General features: G+C 35.8%; 13 protein-coding genes. 6 read left to right on the top strand and 7 right to left on the bottom strand.

From position 1 onward, the window contains the following. Positions 1–25 precede the first annotated feature (25 nt). The 3 genes from CDH49_RS02115 to CDH49_RS02105 are packed head-to-tail and all read right to left on the bottom strand — an operon-like array spanning position 26 to position 4,361. Positions 26–1,852, bottom strand: coding sequence for a M1 family metallopeptidase (locus tag CDH49_RS02115; RefSeq protein ID WP_100613649.1), 1,827 nt, complete (start codon positions 1,850–1,852; stop codon positions 26–28). 13 nt (positions 1,853–1,865) lie between these two features. After that, positions 1,866–3,470 (bottom strand): S8 family peptidase, encoded by a 1,605-nt coding sequence (locus CDH49_RS02110; protein ID WP_100613648.1) that lies wholly within the window; start codon positions 3,468–3,470, stop codon positions 1,866–1,868. 30 nt (positions 3,471–3,500) lie between these two features. Continuing rightward, positions 3,501–4,361 carry an MBL fold metallo-hydrolase gene (locus tag CDH49_RS02105; RefSeq protein WP_100613647.1) on the bottom strand — a complete coding sequence of 287 codons (861 nt, stop codon included), beginning with the start codon at positions 4,359–4,361 and terminating at the stop codon, positions 3,501–3,503. A gap of 164 nt (positions 4,362–4,525) precedes the next feature. On the opposite strand from CDH49_RS02105, the gene CDH49_RS02100 reads away from it, so the two are divergent. The 6 genes from CDH49_RS02100 (at position 4,526) to CDH49_RS02075 (ending at position 13,151) form a co-directional block, all read left to right on the top strand. Continuing rightward, entirely contained in the window at positions 4,526–4,885 is a 360-nt protein-coding gene (locus CDH49_RS02100) for a DUF202 domain-containing protein (RefSeq protein WP_239970542.1), read from the top strand. A 29-nt stretch (positions 4,886–4,914) separates the two neighbouring features. Beyond that, positions 4,915–6,678 (top strand): SLC13 family permease, encoded by a 1,764-nt coding sequence (locus CDH49_RS02095; RefSeq protein ID WP_100613646.1) that lies wholly within the window; start codon positions 4,915–4,917, stop codon positions 6,676–6,678. 304 nt (positions 6,679–6,982) lie between these two features. Beyond that, positions 6,983–9,136 (top strand): cation:proton antiporter, encoded by a 2,154-nt coding sequence (locus tag CDH49_RS02090; RefSeq protein WP_100613645.1) that lies wholly within the window; start codon positions 6,983–6,985, stop codon positions 9,134–9,136. Between the two features lie 97 nt (positions 9,137–9,233). Continuing rightward, entirely contained in the window at positions 9,234–10,001 is a 768-nt protein-coding gene (locus tag CDH49_RS02085; RefSeq protein WP_239970586.1) for a sensor histidine kinase, read from the top strand. Next, complete coding sequence (locus CDH49_RS02080; protein ID WP_100613644.1) at positions 9,967–10,692, top strand: LytR/AlgR family response regulator transcription factor; 726 nt, start codon at positions 9,967–9,969, stop codon at positions 10,690–10,692. The genes CDH49_RS02085 and CDH49_RS02080 overlap by 35 nt, the downstream gene beginning before the upstream one ends. A 170-nt stretch (positions 10,693–10,862) precedes the next feature. Further along, on the top strand, positions 10,863–13,151 hold the full coding sequence (locus tag CDH49_RS02075; RefSeq protein WP_100613643.1) for a cation:proton antiporter domain-containing protein: 2,289 nt from the start codon (positions 10,863–10,865) through the stop codon (positions 13,149–13,151). Positions 13,152–13,250: 99 nt separating this feature from the next. Here CDH49_RS02075 and CDH49_RS02070 read toward each other — a convergent pair whose 3' ends face one another. From CDH49_RS02070 to CDH49_RS02055, 4 genes are all read right to left on the bottom strand, one after another. Continuing rightward, the gene (locus CDH49_RS02070) at positions 13,251–15,656 is read right to left on the bottom strand and encodes a glycoside hydrolase family 31 protein (RefSeq protein WP_100614449.1); all 2,406 of its coding nucleotides are present in this window, start codon (positions 15,654–15,656) and stop codon (positions 13,251–13,253) included. A 144-nt stretch (positions 15,657–15,800) separates the two neighbouring features. Next, positions 15,801–17,711 carry a 1,4-alpha-glucan branching protein GlgB gene (gene glgB / locus CDH49_RS02065; RefSeq protein ID WP_100613642.1) on the bottom strand — a complete coding sequence of 637 codons (1,911 nt, stop codon included), beginning with the start codon at positions 17,709–17,711 and terminating at the stop codon, positions 15,801–15,803. Between the two features lie 3 nt (positions 17,712–17,714). Beyond that, positions 17,715–18,980, bottom strand: a complete 1,266-nt coding sequence (locus CDH49_RS02060; protein ID WP_100613641.1) for a glucose-1-phosphate adenylyltransferase — start codon at positions 18,978–18,980, stop codon at positions 17,715–17,717. A 6-nt stretch (positions 18,981–18,986) separates the two neighbouring features. Continuing rightward, entirely contained in the window at positions 18,987–20,393 is a 1,407-nt protein-coding gene (locus CDH49_RS02055; RefSeq protein ID WP_100613640.1) for a glycogen synthase, read from the bottom strand. Positions 20,394–20,530 lie beyond the last annotated feature (137 nt).

The following is a 20,530-nucleotide window of genomic DNA, read 5'->3' as shown; positions in this document are numbered from 1 at the left end:
AAATTCATAGAAACTATAATGACATTTACTTTTTATTATTTTCTTTATTAATATCTGCCATTTGGTTTTTTGGGTCAATCACCACGCTTTTAATCGTTTTACTGGTTTCAAAACTATAGGTTGGATATGCCCAAGCCCAGTCTGGTTTTTTGGTTGCGGTGGTTGGTTTTTCGCCATGCATCATACGTAACGGGATGTAAAAATCTTCGGTGCTGCCATCGGTATAGGTTACGGTAACATCAATGGGCATCGGCATTAAACCAATACGTTCCAGCGTTATGGTGTTGCCCTCAATGGATTTTACGCCATAATCGATGGTGTTGGTGGTTTGCGCAAAATCGGTTAAATACCAATCCAACTCCAAACCAGACACTTTTTCTGCCACACGAATAAAATCGTTGGGTTTTGGGTGTTTAAAGGACCATGTGTTAAAATAGGTTTTAACGGTTTCTTTTAAGGCGTCTTCGCCCATCACATAGCCTAATTGCGACAAAAAGACCAAGCCTTTATAATATGCCGAAATACTATACGCTTGGTTGTAATTAAAGCGGTCTGCATGGGTGGTAAGTGGTTGTTCCTTACCAGACATTGCTAAAGACGCATACACGGCATAGAAACCATCTAAAGCTTTATTAAAATCTTTGTTTAAAATTTCAGCTTCTGCCATTTCTCCAAAATATTGGGCAAAACCTTCGTCCATCCAATAATCTCTACTTTCGTTAGTTGCCAATAAAAATTGGAACCACGTATGTGCCATTTCATGCGACGTTGTGCCAAAGATGCCTTCTAAATCGCCTTCGCCTAAAACAAGGGTACACATGGCATATTCCATACCGCCATCGCCACCCTGAATCACAGAGTATTGCTCGTATGGGTACTTACCAATATGTTCACTAAAAAACTGCATTAATTTAACCGCCAAGGGTTGAAGATTTTTCCAATTTTCTAATTTTCCTTTTGGCAGGGTGCTTTTATAGAAAAAATGAAGCAAGGGCCCATTTGGAACTTGCATGGTGTCGTGCGTATAATCGGGGTCGGCTGCCCAAGTAAAATCGTGCACATTGGGTGCGTTAAAATGCCAAGTGAGTTTATCGGTTTTTGGCACGTTTAGTTTCCCCGTTTCGTAGCCATGACCGATTTCGTTGGGGTTTTGTAAATAACCCGTACCACCTATGGTATAATGTTTATCGATGGTAATTTTCACATCAAAATCGCCCCAAACACCATAAAATTCGCGAGCAATATACGGGTCGGTGTGCCAACCATCCACATCATACTCCGCTAATTTTGGATACCATTGCGCCATCGATAAAGCAATGCCTTCGGAATTGTTTCTACCCGAACGACGTATCTGTACAGGGATTTGGGCATCAAAAAGCATATCGAACGTGACTTTTTCTCCGGGTTGTATAGGCTTGGCCAAAGTAACTTCTAAAATGGTGCCAACGGTTTTATGCATAATATCCGTTCCGTTTTGTTTTAGGGAATTCACTTTTATATAGCCAATCTCGTTGGGTTGTAACTTGCTAATGCGGTCGCCAACCCTGCGGTCTGGATCTGGAATGGTTCTGGAACGCACATCCATTTCGCTACCCGGTTGAAAGGCATTAAAATATAAATGATAAAACACCCGATGTAACACATCGGGTGAATTATTGGTATAAACTAAGTGTTGTTTTCCTTTGTATTGATAGGTGTTTACATCCACATCAATATCCATTTTATAATCCACATGTTGTTGCCAATAGTAAGGGTTTGCTGAAACCAAAACTTTTGATGGGGTTTGCGAAGTCCCTTTACATGAAATGAATAAAATGGTTAAGCATAAGGGGTATAAAAATAATCTCTTCATTAAATAACTGGTTTTATAGCTTAGAAGCCATAATCAACGCATTATAAGCGTTAACCATTTTTCCCGATGAGGTTAAATTTGAAAACGGTTGTACATTTTCGGTATCGCCACCCACAACAACATTTGCTTTAATTGGTAATCCAGAGTCCATAAGAATCTTTTTAACCTGAGCAGCCGATAATTTTGGATAAAACGAACGGATTAACGCTGCAACGCCTGCAACCGCAGGAGCTGCCATAGAGGTGCCTCCTTTGGTGTCATACTCGTTTTGTGGCGTTGTTGAGTATATTTTTGCTCCAGGGGAAAACACATCAACATTAATTTTTCCATAGTTTGAGAAGTTAGCAACCATATTGGCGCCATATTTTGGCTCTAAGGCACCCACGGTGATAAATGTATCCGACACTTCTGGACCATTATTAATTTGGTCGTTAGGGTATACGTTTTTTTTATCTAAATCTTCGCCTTCATTTCCCGCTGCTTTTACAATTAAAACATCATGTTTTCCTGCATAGGCAATGGCTTCCCTTACCCAATCACTATGTGGCGAGTAGTATTTACCAAAACTTCCATTAATAACTTTAGCACCGTTATCAACGGCATATCTAATCGCTAAAGCAATATCTTTATCATATTCGTCTCCATTAGGAACGGCACGAACAGACATGATTTTTACATTATTGGCAACCCCATTGGCACCTTTGCCATTGTTACGTTCTGCCGCAATAATACCAGCAACGTGCGTCCCATGGCTTTCGTCTTTTTTACTAGGCTTCACATTGCCATTGCCATAATATTTTGTAGACATATCGTCTGAATTGTCTCCATTTAAACGCCCTTTAAAGGTTAGGTTTAAATTATAATTTAGGCGGTCATTAAATTGTTCGATGCCTTCGTTTAGTTGTTTTTTAAACTCTGCAACGCTGTCATTATCTAAGCTATATACATATTTTATAAGTGCAACAGCTTGTTGCAGTTTTTCGTTTTCGGCAGTAATGCCATTAACATCTGCTTGCGTATATTCTTTTTTGTTCAAATGGGTTGAAACCATTTCATCGGCAGCAATTAATTGTTGTAAAAACTGTTCGTAATTGGTTTTAAGCCCCGTGTATTTTTCATATTCTTCATCATATTCGGCTTTTGCCCTCGCGTAATCCGGATTGTTGGTGTCTTTACTGGCTAGAATACGTACAAATTCCAATTGTTCATTATAGGCATCTCCTAAAAAATTCCAACCATGGATATCATCTACATACCCATTTTTGTCATCATCAATGCCATTGTTTGGAATTTCTTTGGTATTGGTCCACATAACACCATCTAAATCTTCATGGTTTATATCAATACCGGTGTCTATAACGGCAACGATAACCGTTTCTCCTTTTTTGTTTTTAATAATCTCTTCATAAGCTTTATCAACACTCATTCCGGGGATGGTGTCTTTAACCAAATCGAGGTGGCCCCATGTTTGTTTTTCCTTTTCCGTTAATGCCGATACCTTAATGGGTGACGTATCAATATTCTCTATAGGCGTTGTTAGGATTGGCGCGGTACTACCACAGCCATAAATTAATACGGCTGCCAAAGCCGCTACTGATAATGATTTAAATCTGTTCATTTTTATGTATTTGAATTAGTCTATTGTTTATTAACTGAAAACCTCTTGGGTCGTAAATACCTCATTCAATCTGACGCCCTTCTCGGTATGTTTTACAGTTATTATTTCGTTGTAAGTGTCATGTTCTAAAAATAGATAATAATTATTATCTGCCGCTATATTAAGAAATTTTTCTTTCTCGTTTAAGGTTAATAGAGGTCTTGTGTCGTAACCCATAACAAACGGTAATGGCAAATGCCCCACGGTTGGCAATAAATCGGCCATAAAAGCAATGGTTTTGCCTTTGTAATGAATGATGGGAATCATTTGTTTGTCGGTATGTCCATTGGCAAAAAAGACATCAAACCCCAATTCAGAATTTTTAAGTAAATCATCTTCCGGAAGCGTTAAAAATTTTAATTGTCCGCTAGCTTCTATAGGAATTATATTTTCTTCTAAAAAGGATGCCTTTTCCCGTTTATTGGGTTGGATTGCCCATGCCCAATGGTTCTTATTGCTCCAAAAATGGGCGTTTTTAAAAGCGGCCTCATAGCCAGTATGGTTTTTATTCCAGTTTATGGCACCTCCACAATGGTCGAAATGAAGATGGGTTAAAAACACATCGGTAATATCGTCGGTGCTAAAACCGTTGTTTTTAAGGGATTTTTCAAGCGTAGCATCACCCCATAAATAGTAATACCCAAAAAACTTATCAGATTGTTTGTTGCCCATTCCGGTATCAACCAATATAAGCCTATTGCCATCTTCAATAAGTAAACATCTAGCGGTAAGGTCTATCATGTTGTTGGCGTCTGCAGGATTGGTTTGTTGCCAAATGGATTTTGGAACGACGCCAAACATGGCGCCACCATCTAACTTAAAATTTCCAGAGTTTATAGGATATAACTGCATTAAGGGCTTGTAATAAAATAGTTTGCAAATTACTAAAAACGCCCATGATAAGTCAAAAATCATTACGAATATTAGATTTTTTTAACATTTTGTTATTCAATTAAACAAAACATTCTTTTGAATCCTTCTAAAAATCGATTAGATTTATAAAAATAATTTTTAAGATGAAGCTAAAACGGATTATTGAAACACCATTGAGAATCAAGAAGATGAATCTCTTACGATTTGGGCGAGATTTCAAACCTGATGAAGAAATTATTTTAAGGGATTATCTTGCCATTGAGCGCACGCGTTTGGCAAATGAACGCACATTGCTTTCTTACATTAGGTCCTCACTCTATTTGTTGTTGGGTGGTATAGCTTTTTTTCAATTGGAGATTCTGCCAAATTTTAAATATTTAGCGTTTGTTTCACTTTTTTTTAGCGCCCTTTTTTTTATTATAGGCATCTATCGATTCACATTACTAAAGAACAGTTTGAAGAAATTATATTATACGTTTGAAGCTAAAAAAGAGGCTAATTAATTTTACCAATAATTTATAAATAATAGGTTATGGGTATTGATTTAATCATCACGTTTTGTATTATTGGTATAGGTGTTTTTCTTTTTGTAAAGGATTATTTCTCAATTGATACAACGTCAATTCTGATTATGGCCCTATTCATTGTGGCCGGGGTACTAAATCCAGAAGAGGGTTTCTCTGGGTTTAACCATCCGGCCACGTTAACATTGGGCTGCATATTTGTTGTAAGTGGCGGTGTTTTTAATTCTGGTATTTTAAATGGATTAAGCGGGCATATTATCAAATTAGCTAAAATTCATTATGTTGTTGCGCTTGTGGTGTTTTGTTTTATCACAGCTGTGTTTTCAGCCTTTATAAACGATACGGCAGTAGTGGCTTTAATGTTGCCCATAGCATTAACTGTTTGTAGGGAAACCAATATTAGCCCGGGAAAGTTATTGATGCCCATATCGTTTGCCGCACTTTTTGGAGGCACCTGCACGCTAATAGGCACTTCAACCAATATTTTGGTTAGCAGTTATGCTAAAAAATATGGACTCGAAGAATTTGGAATGTTTGAATTTAGCTTGGCGGCACTTTGTTTGCTTTTTATAGGGTTTCTTTATATCTTTTTTATTGCGCCTTTTTTACTCCCAAAACGTAAAGAGGAAGATAGTGAACTTATTAAACAAGTAGAGGAATATGTTATTGAAATAGTTATAGAAGAAGGATGTGTAGACATTAATAAGGCCATTGCAAATTCAAAACTGGTTTTAGATTACAACGTAAACATCTTGTCCATAATGAGAGAAGGAGTTTTAAACTATGATTTGGGGCCAAAAACCATCATTCTAAAAGGCGATGTTTTAAAAGTTGTTTTGCCACCACAAATGGTCCATAAATTATTGGATGTTAAAGGTTATAAGATTAAAGGCAGCAAACTAATAAGCAAGAACGATAACCATAATGTTTATGAGATTATTATTCCCTTTGGATCCAGTTTGTCGGAAGGCTCATTAAAGTCCATGCAATTTAATAGACGCTATAACATGTCGGTGTTGGCGATTCGTCATCGAGGAGAGATTATTTTCGATAAATTATCATCGGCAAAGCTTATGGAAGGCGATATGTTGTTGGTGTTAGGAGAAAAAGAAGACATCAAAAATTTAGAAGACAAAAAATTGGTGGTAACGCTGTCAGAATATCAAAAGAAAAAAATTGATTTAAAAAAGGCCATACCCGCCGTGTTAATTGGGATAGGTGTTGTTTTAGCGGCATCCCTTAATCTTACCTCAATATTAATAAGTGCCATGATAGGAGCTTTATTAATGGTTTTGACTAAAATATTAAAACCCATAGAAGCTTATAACGCGGTAGAATGGAAAGTTATTTTTATGATGGCAGGCGTACTATCCATGGGAACGGCATTAGAAAAAACAGGAGGAGATCAACTCATTGCCAGTTTTATACAAAACACATTGGGGCAATACAACCCGCACATAACATTAAGTTTATTGTATTTAATAACCTTTATATCAACAAACCTCATTTCAAGTAAAGCCACAGCAGCACTGCTAACACCTGTTGTTATAAGCTTATCGGCCATCATGGAAGTTAATGAACGCCCTTTTTTAGTGGCCGTTATGTTTGCGTGTTCATTAACGTTTATGACGCCCATGAGCTATCCAACAAATACCATGGTATATGCGCCTGGAAACTATAAATTCAATGATTTTTTAAGGGTAGGGACGCCTTTAAATCTTATTATTTGGATTGCCGCATCCTTTGTTATTCCATATTTTTTTCCTTTTTAAATTTAATCGATTGAAGCGTGTTCTTTTAATAATTATGTAAGCCAAAAGGAAAAAGATTAAAGCCTTCCAATTAATTGGGTATGTTAAATCATAATACCAAAAAAGATATCCATTGTATCGTTCTAGGTCTTTTAAAATCGAATAAAATTAGTATTTTAACACCATATTTTTTACTATAGAGTGAAAAGAGCCTATTGTTACAGTGCTCAAACCTTTTAATTTTGTTTACTAGAGCCAAAGTAGAAAAGAACGCTTAATTTTGTTTTGCCCCAAATAGATTCAACCCAAATACATACTGATAAGGATGACGGATTTTTTTAAACACCTAATGCATGAATTTGAATTACCACTTGGAAATCCCGTATTGGTATTTTCATTGATTCTATTCATCATTTTGTTATCTCCCATTTTGTTGAGAAAATTAAATATACCGGGAATTATTGGATTGATTATCGCCGGTGTTGTTATAGGACCTTATGGTTTTAACATCCTGGAGAAGAACTCGGCAATCGACCTATTTTCAACCATTGGTCTGCTTTACATTATGTTTATAGCAGGACTGGAATTGGATATGAACGATTTTAAATCGAATCGAAACAAAAGTCTTCTATTTGGCTTTTTTACGTTCATTCTTCCGTTAAGTATTGGCTTTCCCGTTTGTTTTTATCTTCTAGGCTACGATTTTAATGCCAGCTTTCTTACTGCTAGTATGTTTGCCACCCATACACTTGTATCCTATCCCATTGTAAGTAAGTTAGGGGTTTCAAAAAACCAGGCGGTAGCCATAACCGTTGGAGGTACTATTTTAACGGACACCGCGGTGCTTATTATTTTGGCGGTTATTATGGGCAATAGCCAAGGAAATTTGAATCAAGAATTTTGGATTCGTTTAGGGGTTTCGCTTGCGATTTTCTCGGCCATTATGTTTTTAATCATCCCAAGAATTGCCAAATGGTTTTTTAGAAAGTTAGAAAGTGAGAAACATTCGCATTATATTTTTGTGCTTTCAGTCGTATTTTTTGCGGCATTTTTAGCGGAAGTAGCAGGCGTTGAGCCCATTATTGGAGCTTTCGTTGCGGGATTGGCTTTAAACAAACTCATACCGCACTCATCAGCTTTAATGAACCGGATAGAGTTTATTGGGAATTCCTTATTTATCCCTTTTTTCCTAATAAGTGTAGGCATGTTGGTAGACGTCAGTGTCATTCTTAGTGGCCCCATGGCGCTTATTGTGGCAGGAACCCTATCTGTTGTGGCATTGTTCGGGAAATGGATTGCAGCATGGTTTACGCAACTTGTTTTTAAATATACCAAAGCCCAGCGACAACTTATTTTTGGTTTGAGTAGTGCCCATGCAGCCGCTACATTAGCTGTTATTTTAGTTGGTTACAAAGCCGAAATTTTGGATGATAATATCTTGAACGGTACCATCATACTTATTCTGGTTACTTGCATCATTGCTTCTTTTGCTACGGAGAAAGCGGCTAAAAAAATCGTTATTGAAACCGAAGAAGATACCAGTAGTCTGGTAAATTCTAATGGAGCCCAAAGCGAGCATCTGCTTTTACCAATAGCAAATGTAGAAAATATTGAAAAATTACTCGAATTCTCTATATTTATTAAAGACAAGAAATCACCCAATCCCGTATCCATTCTTTCGGTGGTTTCTAATAATAACGAGGCGGAGATTAATATCCTGAAAGCAAGAAATAAGCTGGAAGAATATGTAAGACAAGCTTCAGCTTCAGAAACAAATGTGAATGTTATAACCACCATAGATCATAACACAGCTAGTGGTATAGCCCGTATTTCAAGAGAAATAATGGCGGATATTATCATTCTAGGCTGGCCAAGACGTGTAGGTTTGCTCAATAAATTGATTGGGGAAAAAATGGATAGCATTCTAAGTAATACGGATAAAACCACGTTTATATGCCATCTTGAAAAACCATTGGTGTTGCATAAAAGGATTGTCATTGCCGCGCCGCCTTTATCGGAGCATGAAAACGGTTTTGAACTTTGGGTTACCAAAATGGCAAAACTCGCGCAAGAACTGAGTATACCTATGCAGTTATATAGCAATGAGAACACAAAAAACGCTATTGAAAAGCATTTTAAGAATGCAAAATTAACGGCATCCATTACCATGCACTTATTCACGGATTGGGAAGATATTCTCGTGTTGGCAAAAAACATTCATCAAGACGATTTATTTGTGTTAGCATCTGCTCGCAGAGGTGCTACATCTTATATGGGCTCATTGGAAAATATACCTACCAAACTTGAAAAGTATTTTCCATCTAACAGCCGTCTTGTTATTTATCCGCAGCAATTTAATCATAATTATGGTAGTGAACGCTATGATGATATTTCCGCAGAACCTTTAAGCAAAGGCATTGAGGCCATGCAAAAAATAGGTAAGGGCATTGAAAATATCTTTAAGAAAGATGAGGAGTAGGGGATTTACTATATGGAATGGTACATTTGACTAAAGAATGAAAAGAGCGTTTTTTTTAAATACCTTGTAGACAACTTAATTTTATAGCTAAGTGACCATTTTAGCTGAAATACCAAACACAAAATTGATCCTGATTTCAATAGGTATCGGGCTAATTCTTCTTGTAGCCATTATCTATTTAATTTATAAACTGATAAAATCAGAGAAAAGGAAAAAAGATGCTGAGCTCAAATTTCAGCAATTAGAAGCAAAAATCAATCAAATTGAACTGCAATCACTTGAATCGAAACTCAACCCCCACCTTTTTAAGAACATCCTCAATTCGATACAATCACACGCTTATCAAACGTATTTTGCCCTCGACAAATTGGCCAATGTACTAGACTATATATTATACGAAAGCCGAAACAAATTTGTAACTCCCAAAGAAGAAATTGATTTTGCTTTAAACCTTATTGAAATAAACAAAATAAAGGTAAGTCCTTTATTTGAATTAAAAGTAAAAACTAAAATTAGGGAATCGGAGCCCTTGCTTGAACAGCGATTATTAGCTCCTTTAATCTCTATAGATTTAATTGAAAATGCTTTTAAACATGCCGATTTACAAAGTTCTGATGCGTTCATTTCTGTCACTTTTGAATTTAAGGACAGTATTTTTGCCATTACTGTGGCAAACAAAATGTCAATTAAAAAGCCAATGAAAAAAGAAAAAGGCGGGATTGGCGTAGAGACTTTAGAACAGCGGTTGAAAATTATTTATTCAGACCATTTTAAACTCGACCGCTTTACGGAAGGAGATATTTATATAGCACATTTAAAAATAAATTTACTTGAACACAAAGCTAAAATGCTTGCTATTAGATGACGAGCTACCTGGACTTACTTATCTGAAAATGCTCTGCGAACAACTTCCTGACTTGGAAGTGGTAAAGGCATTTAACAACCCAACTGTTTTTATAAACGAGGTTTCAAGTTTGGACTTTGACTTTTGCATTCTGGACATTGAAATGCCTGAAATGAATGGATTACAAATAACTAATTTATTGAATGGGAAACCTGTTATTTTTGCAACCGCATACAAAGATTATGCTGCCGAAGCATTTGACCTGAACGCGTTGGATTATATTAGAAAGCCCATAAAAATTGAAAGGTTAAAACAAGCCGTTGACAAGGCAAAAAAGCATATTCTTAACCAGGCAGGTCAAAACAAAAAAACATTCATCCAATTAAATACAAACAAAGGCAAAGCGATTCTATTTTTTGACAAAATAGCATACATCAAAACATCTGAAAATGATAGTCGGGACAAGGTTGCCAAATTGTTTGAAGGAGAAGAATTTGTTTTGAAAAACATTACATTTGATAAGTTGACCGAATTACTCCCAACTGCTAATTTTTGCAGAGTTAACAAAAAAGAAATCCTCTCCCTTAAGGCAGTACAAATTTTTTCGTTTGATGAAATTACTACCAATTTAATCACAGATCAAGGGAAAAACGTCAAAGTTATCCTAAGCGAAAATTACAGAAACGAATTTCTGCAAAAAGTTAAAATTTAATTTATTACATATTTTTTCTGTCTTGTTACATAAGTCATAATTTTTAATTCACTCGCGTTATCAGGTTCTAAATAGTTCTCAATTTTACTGAAAATCACTAAGGTGAAAGGAAAAATATTTTTAATAATCTCATTGAGAATAAATGAGATGAACAAGGCAAAGTAAACTCTATGAAAAAGTTTAGAAACAGTTTTTTTTATATAGGTGTAACGGGAAGTTTCACAGTATTAATGTATTGGATTGTGCTACTTGGGGCAAAATTAGAACAAGGTAAAAACATCATTACTCCCAATACAGGCAGAACACAGTGGCAAGAGTTTTTAAATTCTATGATACATAATTTAGAGCATCCGCTGGCTATTCTTTTAGCGCAAATTGTTACCATCATTTTAGTGGCAAGATTTTTTGGATGGATTTGCAAAAAAATTGGACAACCAACTGTAATTGGTGAGATTATAGCGGGTATAGTATTAGGCCCTTCATTTATGGGAATGTATTTTCCAGAATTCTCTGAAGCACTTTTTCCTTTGGAATCATTGGGGAATTTACAGTTTTTGAGCCAAATAGGACTGATACTTTTTATGTTTGTCATTGGAATGGAGCTAGACTTAAAAGTCTTGAAAAATAAAGCTCAAGATGCGGTAGTGATTAGTCATGCAAGTATTATTATTCCTTTTGCCTTAGGAATGGGCTTAGCCTATTTTATTTATGAATCATTTGCTCCAGAAGGAGTGCAATTTTTATCTTTTGGGTTATTTATGGGCATTGCAATGAGCATAACGGCTTTTCCTGTTTTGGCAAGAATTGTTCAGGAACGAGGGTTAAATAAAACACGCTTGGGAACCATTGCGATTACTTGTGCTGCAGCCGATGATATTACAGCGTGGTGTTTATTGGCTGCTGTTATTGCCATTGTAAAAGCAGGCTCTTTTGTAAGTGCTGTCTATATTATTGCTTTAGCTGTTATCTATGTTTTAATAATGATAAAGGTGGTTCGTCCTTTTTTAGCCCGAATAGGAAGCTTATACCATACTAAGGAAAGCCTAAGCAAACCCATTGTTGCTATTTTCTTTTTAACATTAATTATTTCGTCTTATGCTACCGAAGTCATTGGCATTCACGCACTTTTCGGCGCGTTTATGGCAGGTGCCATTATGCCTGAAAACATTAAGTTCCGAAACATCTTTATAGAGAAAGTAGAAGATGTTGCTTTAGTTCTGCTGCTTCCCTTGTTTTTTGTTTTCACGGGTTTACGAACAGAGATAGGACTTTTAAATGACCCTTATCTTTGGAAAATCACTGGATTAATCATTTTGGTTGCCGTTGTTGGAAAATTTGTTGGCAGTGCTTTAGCCGCTAAATTTGTTGGACAAAATTGGAAAGACAGTTTAACCATTGGCGCCTTGATGAATACAAGGGGGTTGATGGAATTGGTGGTTTTAAATATTGGGTACGATCTAGGCGTTTTATCCCCAGAGATTTTTGCAATGGCAGTAATAATGGCTTTGGTTACAACATTTATGACAGGACCGACTTTAGATTTTTTAAATTTTATTTTCAAGACAAAGCAGGAGAAAATCCCAGAAGATATAAGCCGAATTAATAAGTTTAAAGTTTTAGTTTCTTTTGGAAATCCTGAAAGCGGAAAATCTCTTTTGAGATTGGCACATAGTTTAGTAAAAAAGTTGAATGGAAATGCATCTATTACAGTGATGCACCTTGGCCTAACTAATGAATTGCATCATTACAATGTGGAAGAATACGAACGAGAAAGTTTTGCTCCCATCATTGAAGAATCTGAAAACTTGCAGCAGAAAATCACCACGTTGTTCAAAGCGTCTAATAACATAGATTCAGAAATATCAGAAGTTGCCAACAATGGCGATTATGATTTGTTGCTTGTGGGTGTTGGTCAATCCATTTTTGAGGGTAGTTTACTTGGGAGTATATTAGGATTTACCACAAAAATCATCAATCCTGAAAATATACTCAATCAAGTTACTGGAAAGGAAAGCTTGTTTTCCAGTTCTTCTTTTGATAAAAGGACACTGAATATTTTGAATAAAAGTAAAGTTCCAGTAGGGTTTTTTGTTAATAATAATTTTTCGATTCCTGAAACTGTTTTTATGCCGATATTTTCAGAGAAAGATACTTTTTTAATCAATTATGCCCAAAAATTCATCAACAATTCAGGATCACAAGTAACACTATTAGATGTAACTAACATAATTAAAAGAAACATTGAATTGAAAGAGAAGATAAGAGGTATAGAACAAAGAGCCCCTAATCATATCAATGTAAGAAGTGGTAATGTGGTTGATAAAGAATTTTTGAAGTTTTTGAATAGTCAAAACCTGATGGTTATCAGTATTGAAAATTGGCAAAAATTAATTGATTCCAATAATAGCCCATGGTTAGCAAATTTACCGTCAACATTAATCTTGAAAGAAAGTATCTAATACAAACTAAATCCGAGGCAATCTTTCCCAGATTAACTATATTAAAAAGCAATGGCATCCTTCCAAATGCCATTACTTATCAATTCAGAACAAAATGTTCTATAAGCTTGTTATAACAACTTCTCTAAAGTTTTTATCTACGATGATGGTGGTTTCTCCATCAACAACGATTTCCTCGCACAAGAACCCTTCTTTATCAATTTTAACTTTTCCAACTTTAAAGGGCAAACCATGAAGTTCTAATTTAAACGTTTGATACGGAGCATCAAATTTCCCCGACTTATGTTGTTGGATGATGAGTTCTTTTTCTTTTCCAATTAAATTAAATTCCCTAAAACTATATCTGCCTTTTATATAATCGTAGCCATCGTGGGCATCTTCAAATAATTGCGACGATTCTTTACCGGGTTTATAATACACATCAAATTTTAATTCGTCAATAACCTTTTCCCCAACATATTGTTGTACTGGGTATTTCGGAATCATGGAACCTTCTTTAATAAAAATAGGCATGCTATCTAAATCGGCATCCACCCAAAGTTCTTGGCCGCCTTCAACCAATTCGTCTGTCCACAGGTTGTACCAATTTCCTCTAGGGAAATACATGCGTCTTCCTCTGGAGTTAGGGGCGTTTACAGGACAAACCAGTATTTTTTCACCAAAAATAAACTCATCGTTTCTATGGTGCGTATGTTTATCTTCTTGATCAAATAATACCAATGATTTTAAAATAGGAACGCCTTCACTCGCATATCTCCAAAAAGCGGTGTATAAATACGGAAGTAACTGGTATCTTAACTCAATAAACTTCCTAACAATATCGGTAATATTTCTACCAAAAGCCCAAGGCTCTTGATCGCCATGATCTCCAGAGGAGTGTGTTCTACAAAACGGATGGAAAATACCTAATTGTATCCATCTTGCATATAATTCACCATTTGGTTGTTCTGCAAACCCGCCAATATCCGATCCAATAAATGAAAAGCCGGACATGCACATACGTTGCGCTTGTACATTGGCAATGGTAAGGTGTTCCCAAGACGCTACGTTATCACCCGTCCAACTTGATGTATAGCGCTGGGTACCCGAGTAAGCAGCTCTTGTAATAACAAAAGGCCTCTTTGGGTAAGAGAATTTTTTAAGGCCTTGATACGTAGCACGAGCCATTTGCATACCATAAATATTATGCGCTTTTCTGTGACTACATTGATTGCCTTCATAATCATGTCTTACATCATCTGGGAACGATTTTCCCGGTACATCCATAACGGCAGGTTCATTCATATCATTCCAAACACCTTTTACGCCGATGTCTTCTACTAGTTCTTTAAACAAATCGGACCACCATTCGCGAACTTCAGGATTTGTAAAATCTGGGAAATAACATTCCCCTGGCCATACTTTACCTTTCATATAAGGCCCATCGGCACGCTTACAGAAATAATCATTTTCTAGGCCTTCTTTAAAAACCCAGTAATCTTTGTCTATTTTAATTCCCGGATCAATAATAACAATGGTTTTAAAACCTTGGTCGGCTAATTCCTTAACCATTCTTTTTGGGTCAGGAAAATATTCCTTACTCCAAGTAAAACACCTAAATCCTTCCATATAATCGATGTCCAGATAAATGGCATCACAAGGAATTTGTAATTCCCTAAATTTATTGGTGATTTCCTTGACGTTAGACTCTGGGTAATAACTCCATTTGCATTGGTGGTATCCTAAAGTCCAAAGCGCTGGCATTTCATGCGGTTTTCCTGTTAAATCTGTATAATTTGCTACAACATCGGACATCGCAGGGCCATAGATGAAATAATAATTCATTTCACCACCATGCGCCCAAAAACTGGTAATATTTCTTCTTTCTTGACAAAAATCAAATTCAGATTTAAACGTATTGTCAAAAAAGATTCCATACGATTTGCCGTGATGTAAAGCCGTATAAAAAGGAATGGCCTTGTATATAGGGTCTGTATTTTTACCAAAGGCATAAGAATCTGTTACCCAGTTTTCAAAACGTTTGCCTTTCAGATTATTGTCTGTAGGTTTATCACCCAAACCATAGTAACTTTCACTGTCTTGCGATGTTTTAGACATTTTAACAATATTGCCTCCATAGTGATAGCTTTCTTCCCAATGGAAACCTAATTCATCTTCAGATAAAAGCGTTTTGTCTTTAGCATCATAAATAAAACTTCTTAAATCGGTTTTTGAAATGTTACAAATTAGTTTTGATGTGGTGATAATATAAAACGTATCGTCTTCTGTTACTTCAAGAAAATTATAGCCTCTACTAGCATATTTTGTGATGGCATACGAAAAATCTTTTTCAAAAACAGATGTTGTGGTAAATCTGAATCTCAACACACTGTCTCTAACCACGGTAACTTGTAATGCCACTCCGTTTTCTGAAGTAAACGTTAAAGTGTCCCTGTTTTTTACGTAAGATATTATTTTGGTTGGGAACAAATTCCCTTTATATTCTAATTCGGTGTTTAATATCATATAAGAAATTAAAATGTATAAATTAATTGTCGAAAATAATGAATTTAATAGCGTTTTCTTGTCAATATTCATTAAAAATACCGCTTATAATTTATGCAAGCCACAAATTATAAGCGGTATAATTATGTATATCTCAACTTGCTTCTATGCTTTTAGACTAAAAGCAATCATGCTTAAAGGAGCCAATGTTATTTGTGCAGAATTTTTCTTGCCATTCCACGGTTCATTTTTTATGGTTATGGCCCTTTTATTTGAAACGCCACTACCTCCAAACTCTACAGCATCACTATTAAAAACTTCTACCAATTTGCCCATTATAGGAATACCTATTTTATATTTTTTGTAGACAGTTGGTGTTAAATTACATAAAACCACAACATCATTTTCAGGATTGTTTCCTTTCCGTATATAGCTGATGACGCAATTTTGGTGGTCATCATAACTAATCCATTCAAAACCATCGTGGCTAAATTGTTTTTCAAATAAACCTGGTTGCGATTTATAAAAGGTGTTTAAAGCTTTAAAATAGTTTTTTAGATCTTGATGCGGTTTAAAGTCCAGCAAGTTCCAGTCTAAACTACCTTGAAAATCCCACTCGTTATACTGGCCGAATTCGCTTCCCATAAACAACAATTTTGTTCCAGGATGTGTAAACATATAGCCATAAAGCAAGCGTAGGTTTGCAAAACGTTGCCATTCATCGCCCGGCATTCTTCCTAAAATGGAATTTTTACCATATACTACTTCGTCATGGGATAGCGGAAGCATGAAATTTTCGGTAAATGCGTAGGCCAAACTAAAGGTAATGTCGTTTTGATGATATTGTCTATAAATAGGGTCTTTTGAAAAATAATCAAGGGTATCGTGCATCCAGCCCATCATCCATTTCATTCCGAAACCCAATCCGCCTAAAAAGACAGGTTTAGAAACGCCAGTAAATGCGGTAGATTCTTCGGCAATGGTTTGTACATCTGGGAACGATTTATAGACTTCTTCATTTAACTCTTTTAAAAACGCAATAGCGTCTAAATTTTCCCGTCCACCATAAATATTGGGTTCCCATTCGCCTTCTTCCCTAGAATAATCCAAAAACAACATGGAAGCAACAGCATCTACACGCAAGGCATCTGTATGGTATTGTTCCAGCCAAAAAATGGCATTACTTATTAAAAACGATTTTACCTCGTTTCTGCCATAATTAAAAATCAAACTCTTCCAATCTTGGTGATAGCCTTTTCTTTTATCAGGATGCTCATATAAGCAAGAACCATCAAAAAAGCCTAATCCGTGGGCATCTTCCGGAAAGTGGGAGGGCACCCAATCTAAAATAATACCAATATCGTTTTGGTGTAGTTTATCAACTAAATATTTAAACTCTTCTGGATACCCAAACCGTGATGAAGGAGCAAAATAGCCAGTTACTTGGTATCCCCATGATGGGTCATAAGGAAATTCCATGATGGGCATGAGTTCTACATGCGTAAAATTCATGTCTTTTACATAGGTAACCAAATCGTCAGCTAACTCAAAATAAGACAGGAAACGGTCTTCTTCTACCTGTTTTTTCCAAGAGCCTAAATGCACTTCATAAACAGAATATGGAGCATCCAACGCATTGTGTTTTTTGCGTTTTTTCATCCAATCGTTATCTTTCCATTTATAGGAGTCTTCCCAAACAACAGAGGCTGTTTTTGGAGGATGCTCACTACGTCTGGCATAGGGATCGGCCTTTTCTGTTTTTATGCCATTATTATGACTTTCAATTTTATATTTATATAGGTTGCCTTTTCCAACTAAAGGAATAAATCCTTCCCAGATACCACTGCTATCCCAACGCACGTTTAATTGATGCTCGCCTTCTGTCCAAAAGTTAAAATCACCTATAACAGAAACTTGCTTAGCGCTAGGGGCCCATACTGCAAAATAAGTACCTTCAATACCCTCGACAGTAACTAGGTGTGATCCAAATTTTTCGAAAAGCCTATAGTGTTTACCTGCTTTAAAAAGGTTGATATCGAAGTCCGTAAATAGACTATAAACTTTTACTTGTGCCATATATTAAATTACAAATCCGTGAGGAATAGTTGCTCCGTTTTTAATTACTACAATACCATCTCTAATGGCATAGGTGTCTGTTTCTGTGTCTTGCAAGTGATCGCCACCATTTATTCTTACATCATCACCAATACGACAATTTTTATCGAGAATAGCATTTTTAATGTAGCAACGCTCTCCAATGCCCATTAAGATTCTTATTTGTTTTTCTTCAATCTCTTTTAGCGTTTCATAATAATCGCTACCCATCATATAGGTTTTTATAACGGTAGAGTCTTTACCAATTCTGGATCGAATACCAATAACGGATTGTTCAATTTTACCAGCGCCAATAATACATCCTTCAGCAATTACCGCTTTGTCTAAAGTTGTTCCGGCAATTTTAGTAGTGGGTAACATTCTAGCATGGGTATAAATACGCTTATTTCTATCGTACAAATCAAACTTAGGAATATTGTCCGTTAATCCAATATTTGCTTCAAAAAAAGAATCAATATTACCGATATCTGTCCAATACCCTTCGTATTGATAGCTCAATGTTTTATGTTTTTGTATAGATTGGGGGATGATTTCCTTACCAAAATCTATGGTAGAAGTATCGTTCATCAATTCCACTAATAGGTCTCTATTAAATATGTAAATACCCATAGAGGCAAGATAATGACGCCCTTCACGTTTCATCTCGTCACTTACATCTGAAGTCCATTCAGGCAATAAACTAGCGTCTGGTTTTTCAATAAAAGAGGTTACTAAGCTTTCTTCATTAGATTTTAATATGCCGAAAGAAGTAGCGTCTTTGGCATTAACAGGAATAGTTGCAATAGAAATTTTTGCGTTATTTTTTTCATGGGCCTCTATCATTTTATCATAATCCATTTGGTACAATTGGTCACCAGAGAGGATTAAAGCATATTCAAAGTCATGTCTTAAAAAGTGATGCATGCTTTGGCGAACAGCATCTGCCGTGCCTTGAAACCAGCCTTTGTTTCCTGGTGTTTGCTCTGCCGCCAGAACGTCAACGAATGCACTACTAAAAAAACTGAAGTGATAGGTGTCTTTAATATGTCGATTTAAAGACGCCGAATTAAATTGGGTTAACACAAACATACGTTTAATGTCGGCATTAATACAATTAGATATAGGAATGTCTACCAATCTATATTTCCCTGCTATTGGCACGGCAGGTTTAGATCTTTTTTCAGTTAGAGGGTGTAATCTAGATCCTTGACCGCCACCTAATATGATGGCTAAAACCTTATTGTTAATCATAATTAGTTAGTTTATAGAGTTATATAAATTTATGTATTCTTGCGCCGAAACGTTCCAGGAGTGATCTATTTCCATAATTTTGCTCCTTAGTTTTTTATATTTTGATTGTTCGTTATAAAGAGCGGTAGCTCTATCTATAGCATTTATTATGTCTAAAACGGTAACCTCTTCATGGCATATCCCAAACCCGTTTTTTTCTGAAATATCTATAACGGTATCTTTTAAACCACCAATGCTTCGAACAACCGGAATGGTGCCATACCTTAAAGCATACATTTGATTCAAGCCACAGGGTTCAACTCGGGACGGCATGAGTAAAAAATCGGCTCCTGCATAAATGATATGCGATAACCTCTCATCATATCCAATAAAAGCGTTATATGTTCCAATATAATCATTTTTTAGGGCTTCTAATTGATTTTCTACAAACTTATTTCCCGAACCCAACAATAAGATGGTGACATTATTTTTTTCTAGGACCCATTTGAATACTTCAGGAAACAAATCTGAACCTTTTTCGTCAACCAATCTTCCAATAAAAGCAAAAAGAGGTTTTTCAAAATCCAAATTAAATGCATCACACAAATACTTTTTATTAGCAAACGCTCCTGATTCAACAGTTGTATTATTGTAGTTTTCGACAATATAAGGGTCGGTTTCAGGATTCCAAACGGCCCAATCAATTCCATTTAATATACCAGAACATTTTGAGCTTTCTTCACTTAATAAACTCTCTAACCCATTGGCTGCTATTTTTAATTCTTCCATATAACTTGGTGAGACCGTTGTAATTCTCCAAGCACATTTTATGGCAGCCGCCAAAGGATTTACATTTCCACCCCAATCCAATAAACCAACATGATTAAAATCAAAAGGAGGGATTAAGCCCACTTTTTCATGGGAAAACCACCCTTGATATTGCGCATTATGTATGGTTAAAATATTGGGAATTTTTCTAAAAGCCTCATATTTAAAACTTTCTTGGAGCATGAATGGGATGAGTCCGGTATGATGATCATGACAATGGATAATATCCGGAAATATTTCCCAAGTGAGCATCCAATCTAAGGTTGCAATTTGAAATGCTAAAAAACGCTCGGTATCATTGAAAGAATAGACAAACTCTTTAAAAAGGAGTTCAGGCACATCAACAAAGAAAACATCAAAGTCAAGAGGTTTTTCTTTTAAGGTTAAAATTCTAAACTCATAAGAAACGTCGCCTAAGCTTAGATTTGACTTATATAGGATTGAAAACAGATTTTCTCTGGTAAACGCATTATCATAAAAAGGCATGATAACTTGCGAAGACATTTTAGGCCCATTTTGATACTTTGGTAATGCTCCTACAACATCTGCAAGTCCTCCAACTTTTGCAACAGGGTAACATTCTGCACTTACGTGAATAATCTTCATTTTTAATTTAGCTTAGTTTATAAACATACAAAATTATTATGCATTTTTTTAGCGAAACTTTATTTTTAAAGAAAATATTGCAGAATCAAGTTTAATCAAAATTTTCAATAATAATACAGCATAAAAAGCCAAAAGCA

Origin of the sequence: Confluentibacter citreus (assembly GCF_002807055.1) — a bacterium.
Lineage (GTDB): Bacteria > Bacteroidota > Bacteroidia > Flavobacteriales > Flavobacteriaceae > Confluentibacter > Confluentibacter citreus.
This window is presented reverse-complemented; position numbering and strand designations above follow the sequence as displayed.

Coding starts and splice junctions, on each gene's coding strand:
- CDH49_RS02115 (WP_100613649.1), bottom strand. CDS start 1,852: ATGAAGAGATTATTTTTATACCCCTTATGCTTAACCATTTTATTCATT.
- CDH49_RS02110 (WP_100613648.1), bottom strand. CDS start 3,470: ATGAACAGATTTAAATCATTATCAGTAGCGGCTTTGGCAGCCGTATTA.
- CDH49_RS02105 (WP_100613647.1), bottom strand. CDS start 4,361: ATGCAGTTATATCCTATAAACTCTGGAAATTTTAAGTTAGATGGTGGC.
- CDH49_RS02100 (WP_239970542.1), top strand. CDS start 4,526: ATGAAGCTAAAACGGATTATTGAAACACCATTGAGAATCAAGAAGATG.
- CDH49_RS02095 (WP_100613646.1), top strand. CDS start 4,915: ATGGGTATTGATTTAATCATCACGTTTTGTATTATTGGTATAGGTGTT.
- CDH49_RS02090 (WP_100613645.1), top strand. CDS start 6,983: ATGACGGATTTTTTTAAACACCTAATGCATGAATTTGAATTACCACTT.
- CDH49_RS02075 (WP_100613643.1), top strand. CDS start 10,863: ATGAAAAAGTTTAGAAACAGTTTTTTTTATATAGGTGTAACGGGAAGT.
- CDH49_RS02070 (WP_100614449.1), bottom strand. CDS start 15,656: ATGATATTAAACACCGAATTAGAATATAAAGGGAATTTGTTCCCAACC.
- glgB (WP_100613642.1), bottom strand. CDS start 17,711: ATGGCACAAGTAAAAGTTTATAGTCTATTTACGGACTTCGATATCAAC.
- CDH49_RS02060 (WP_100613641.1), bottom strand. CDS start 18,980: ATGATTAACAATAAGGTTTTAGCCATCATATTAGGTGGCGGTCAAGGA.
- CDH49_RS02055 (WP_100613640.1), bottom strand. CDS start 20,393: ATGAAGATTATTCACGTAAGTGCAGAATGTTACCCTGTTGCAAAAGTT.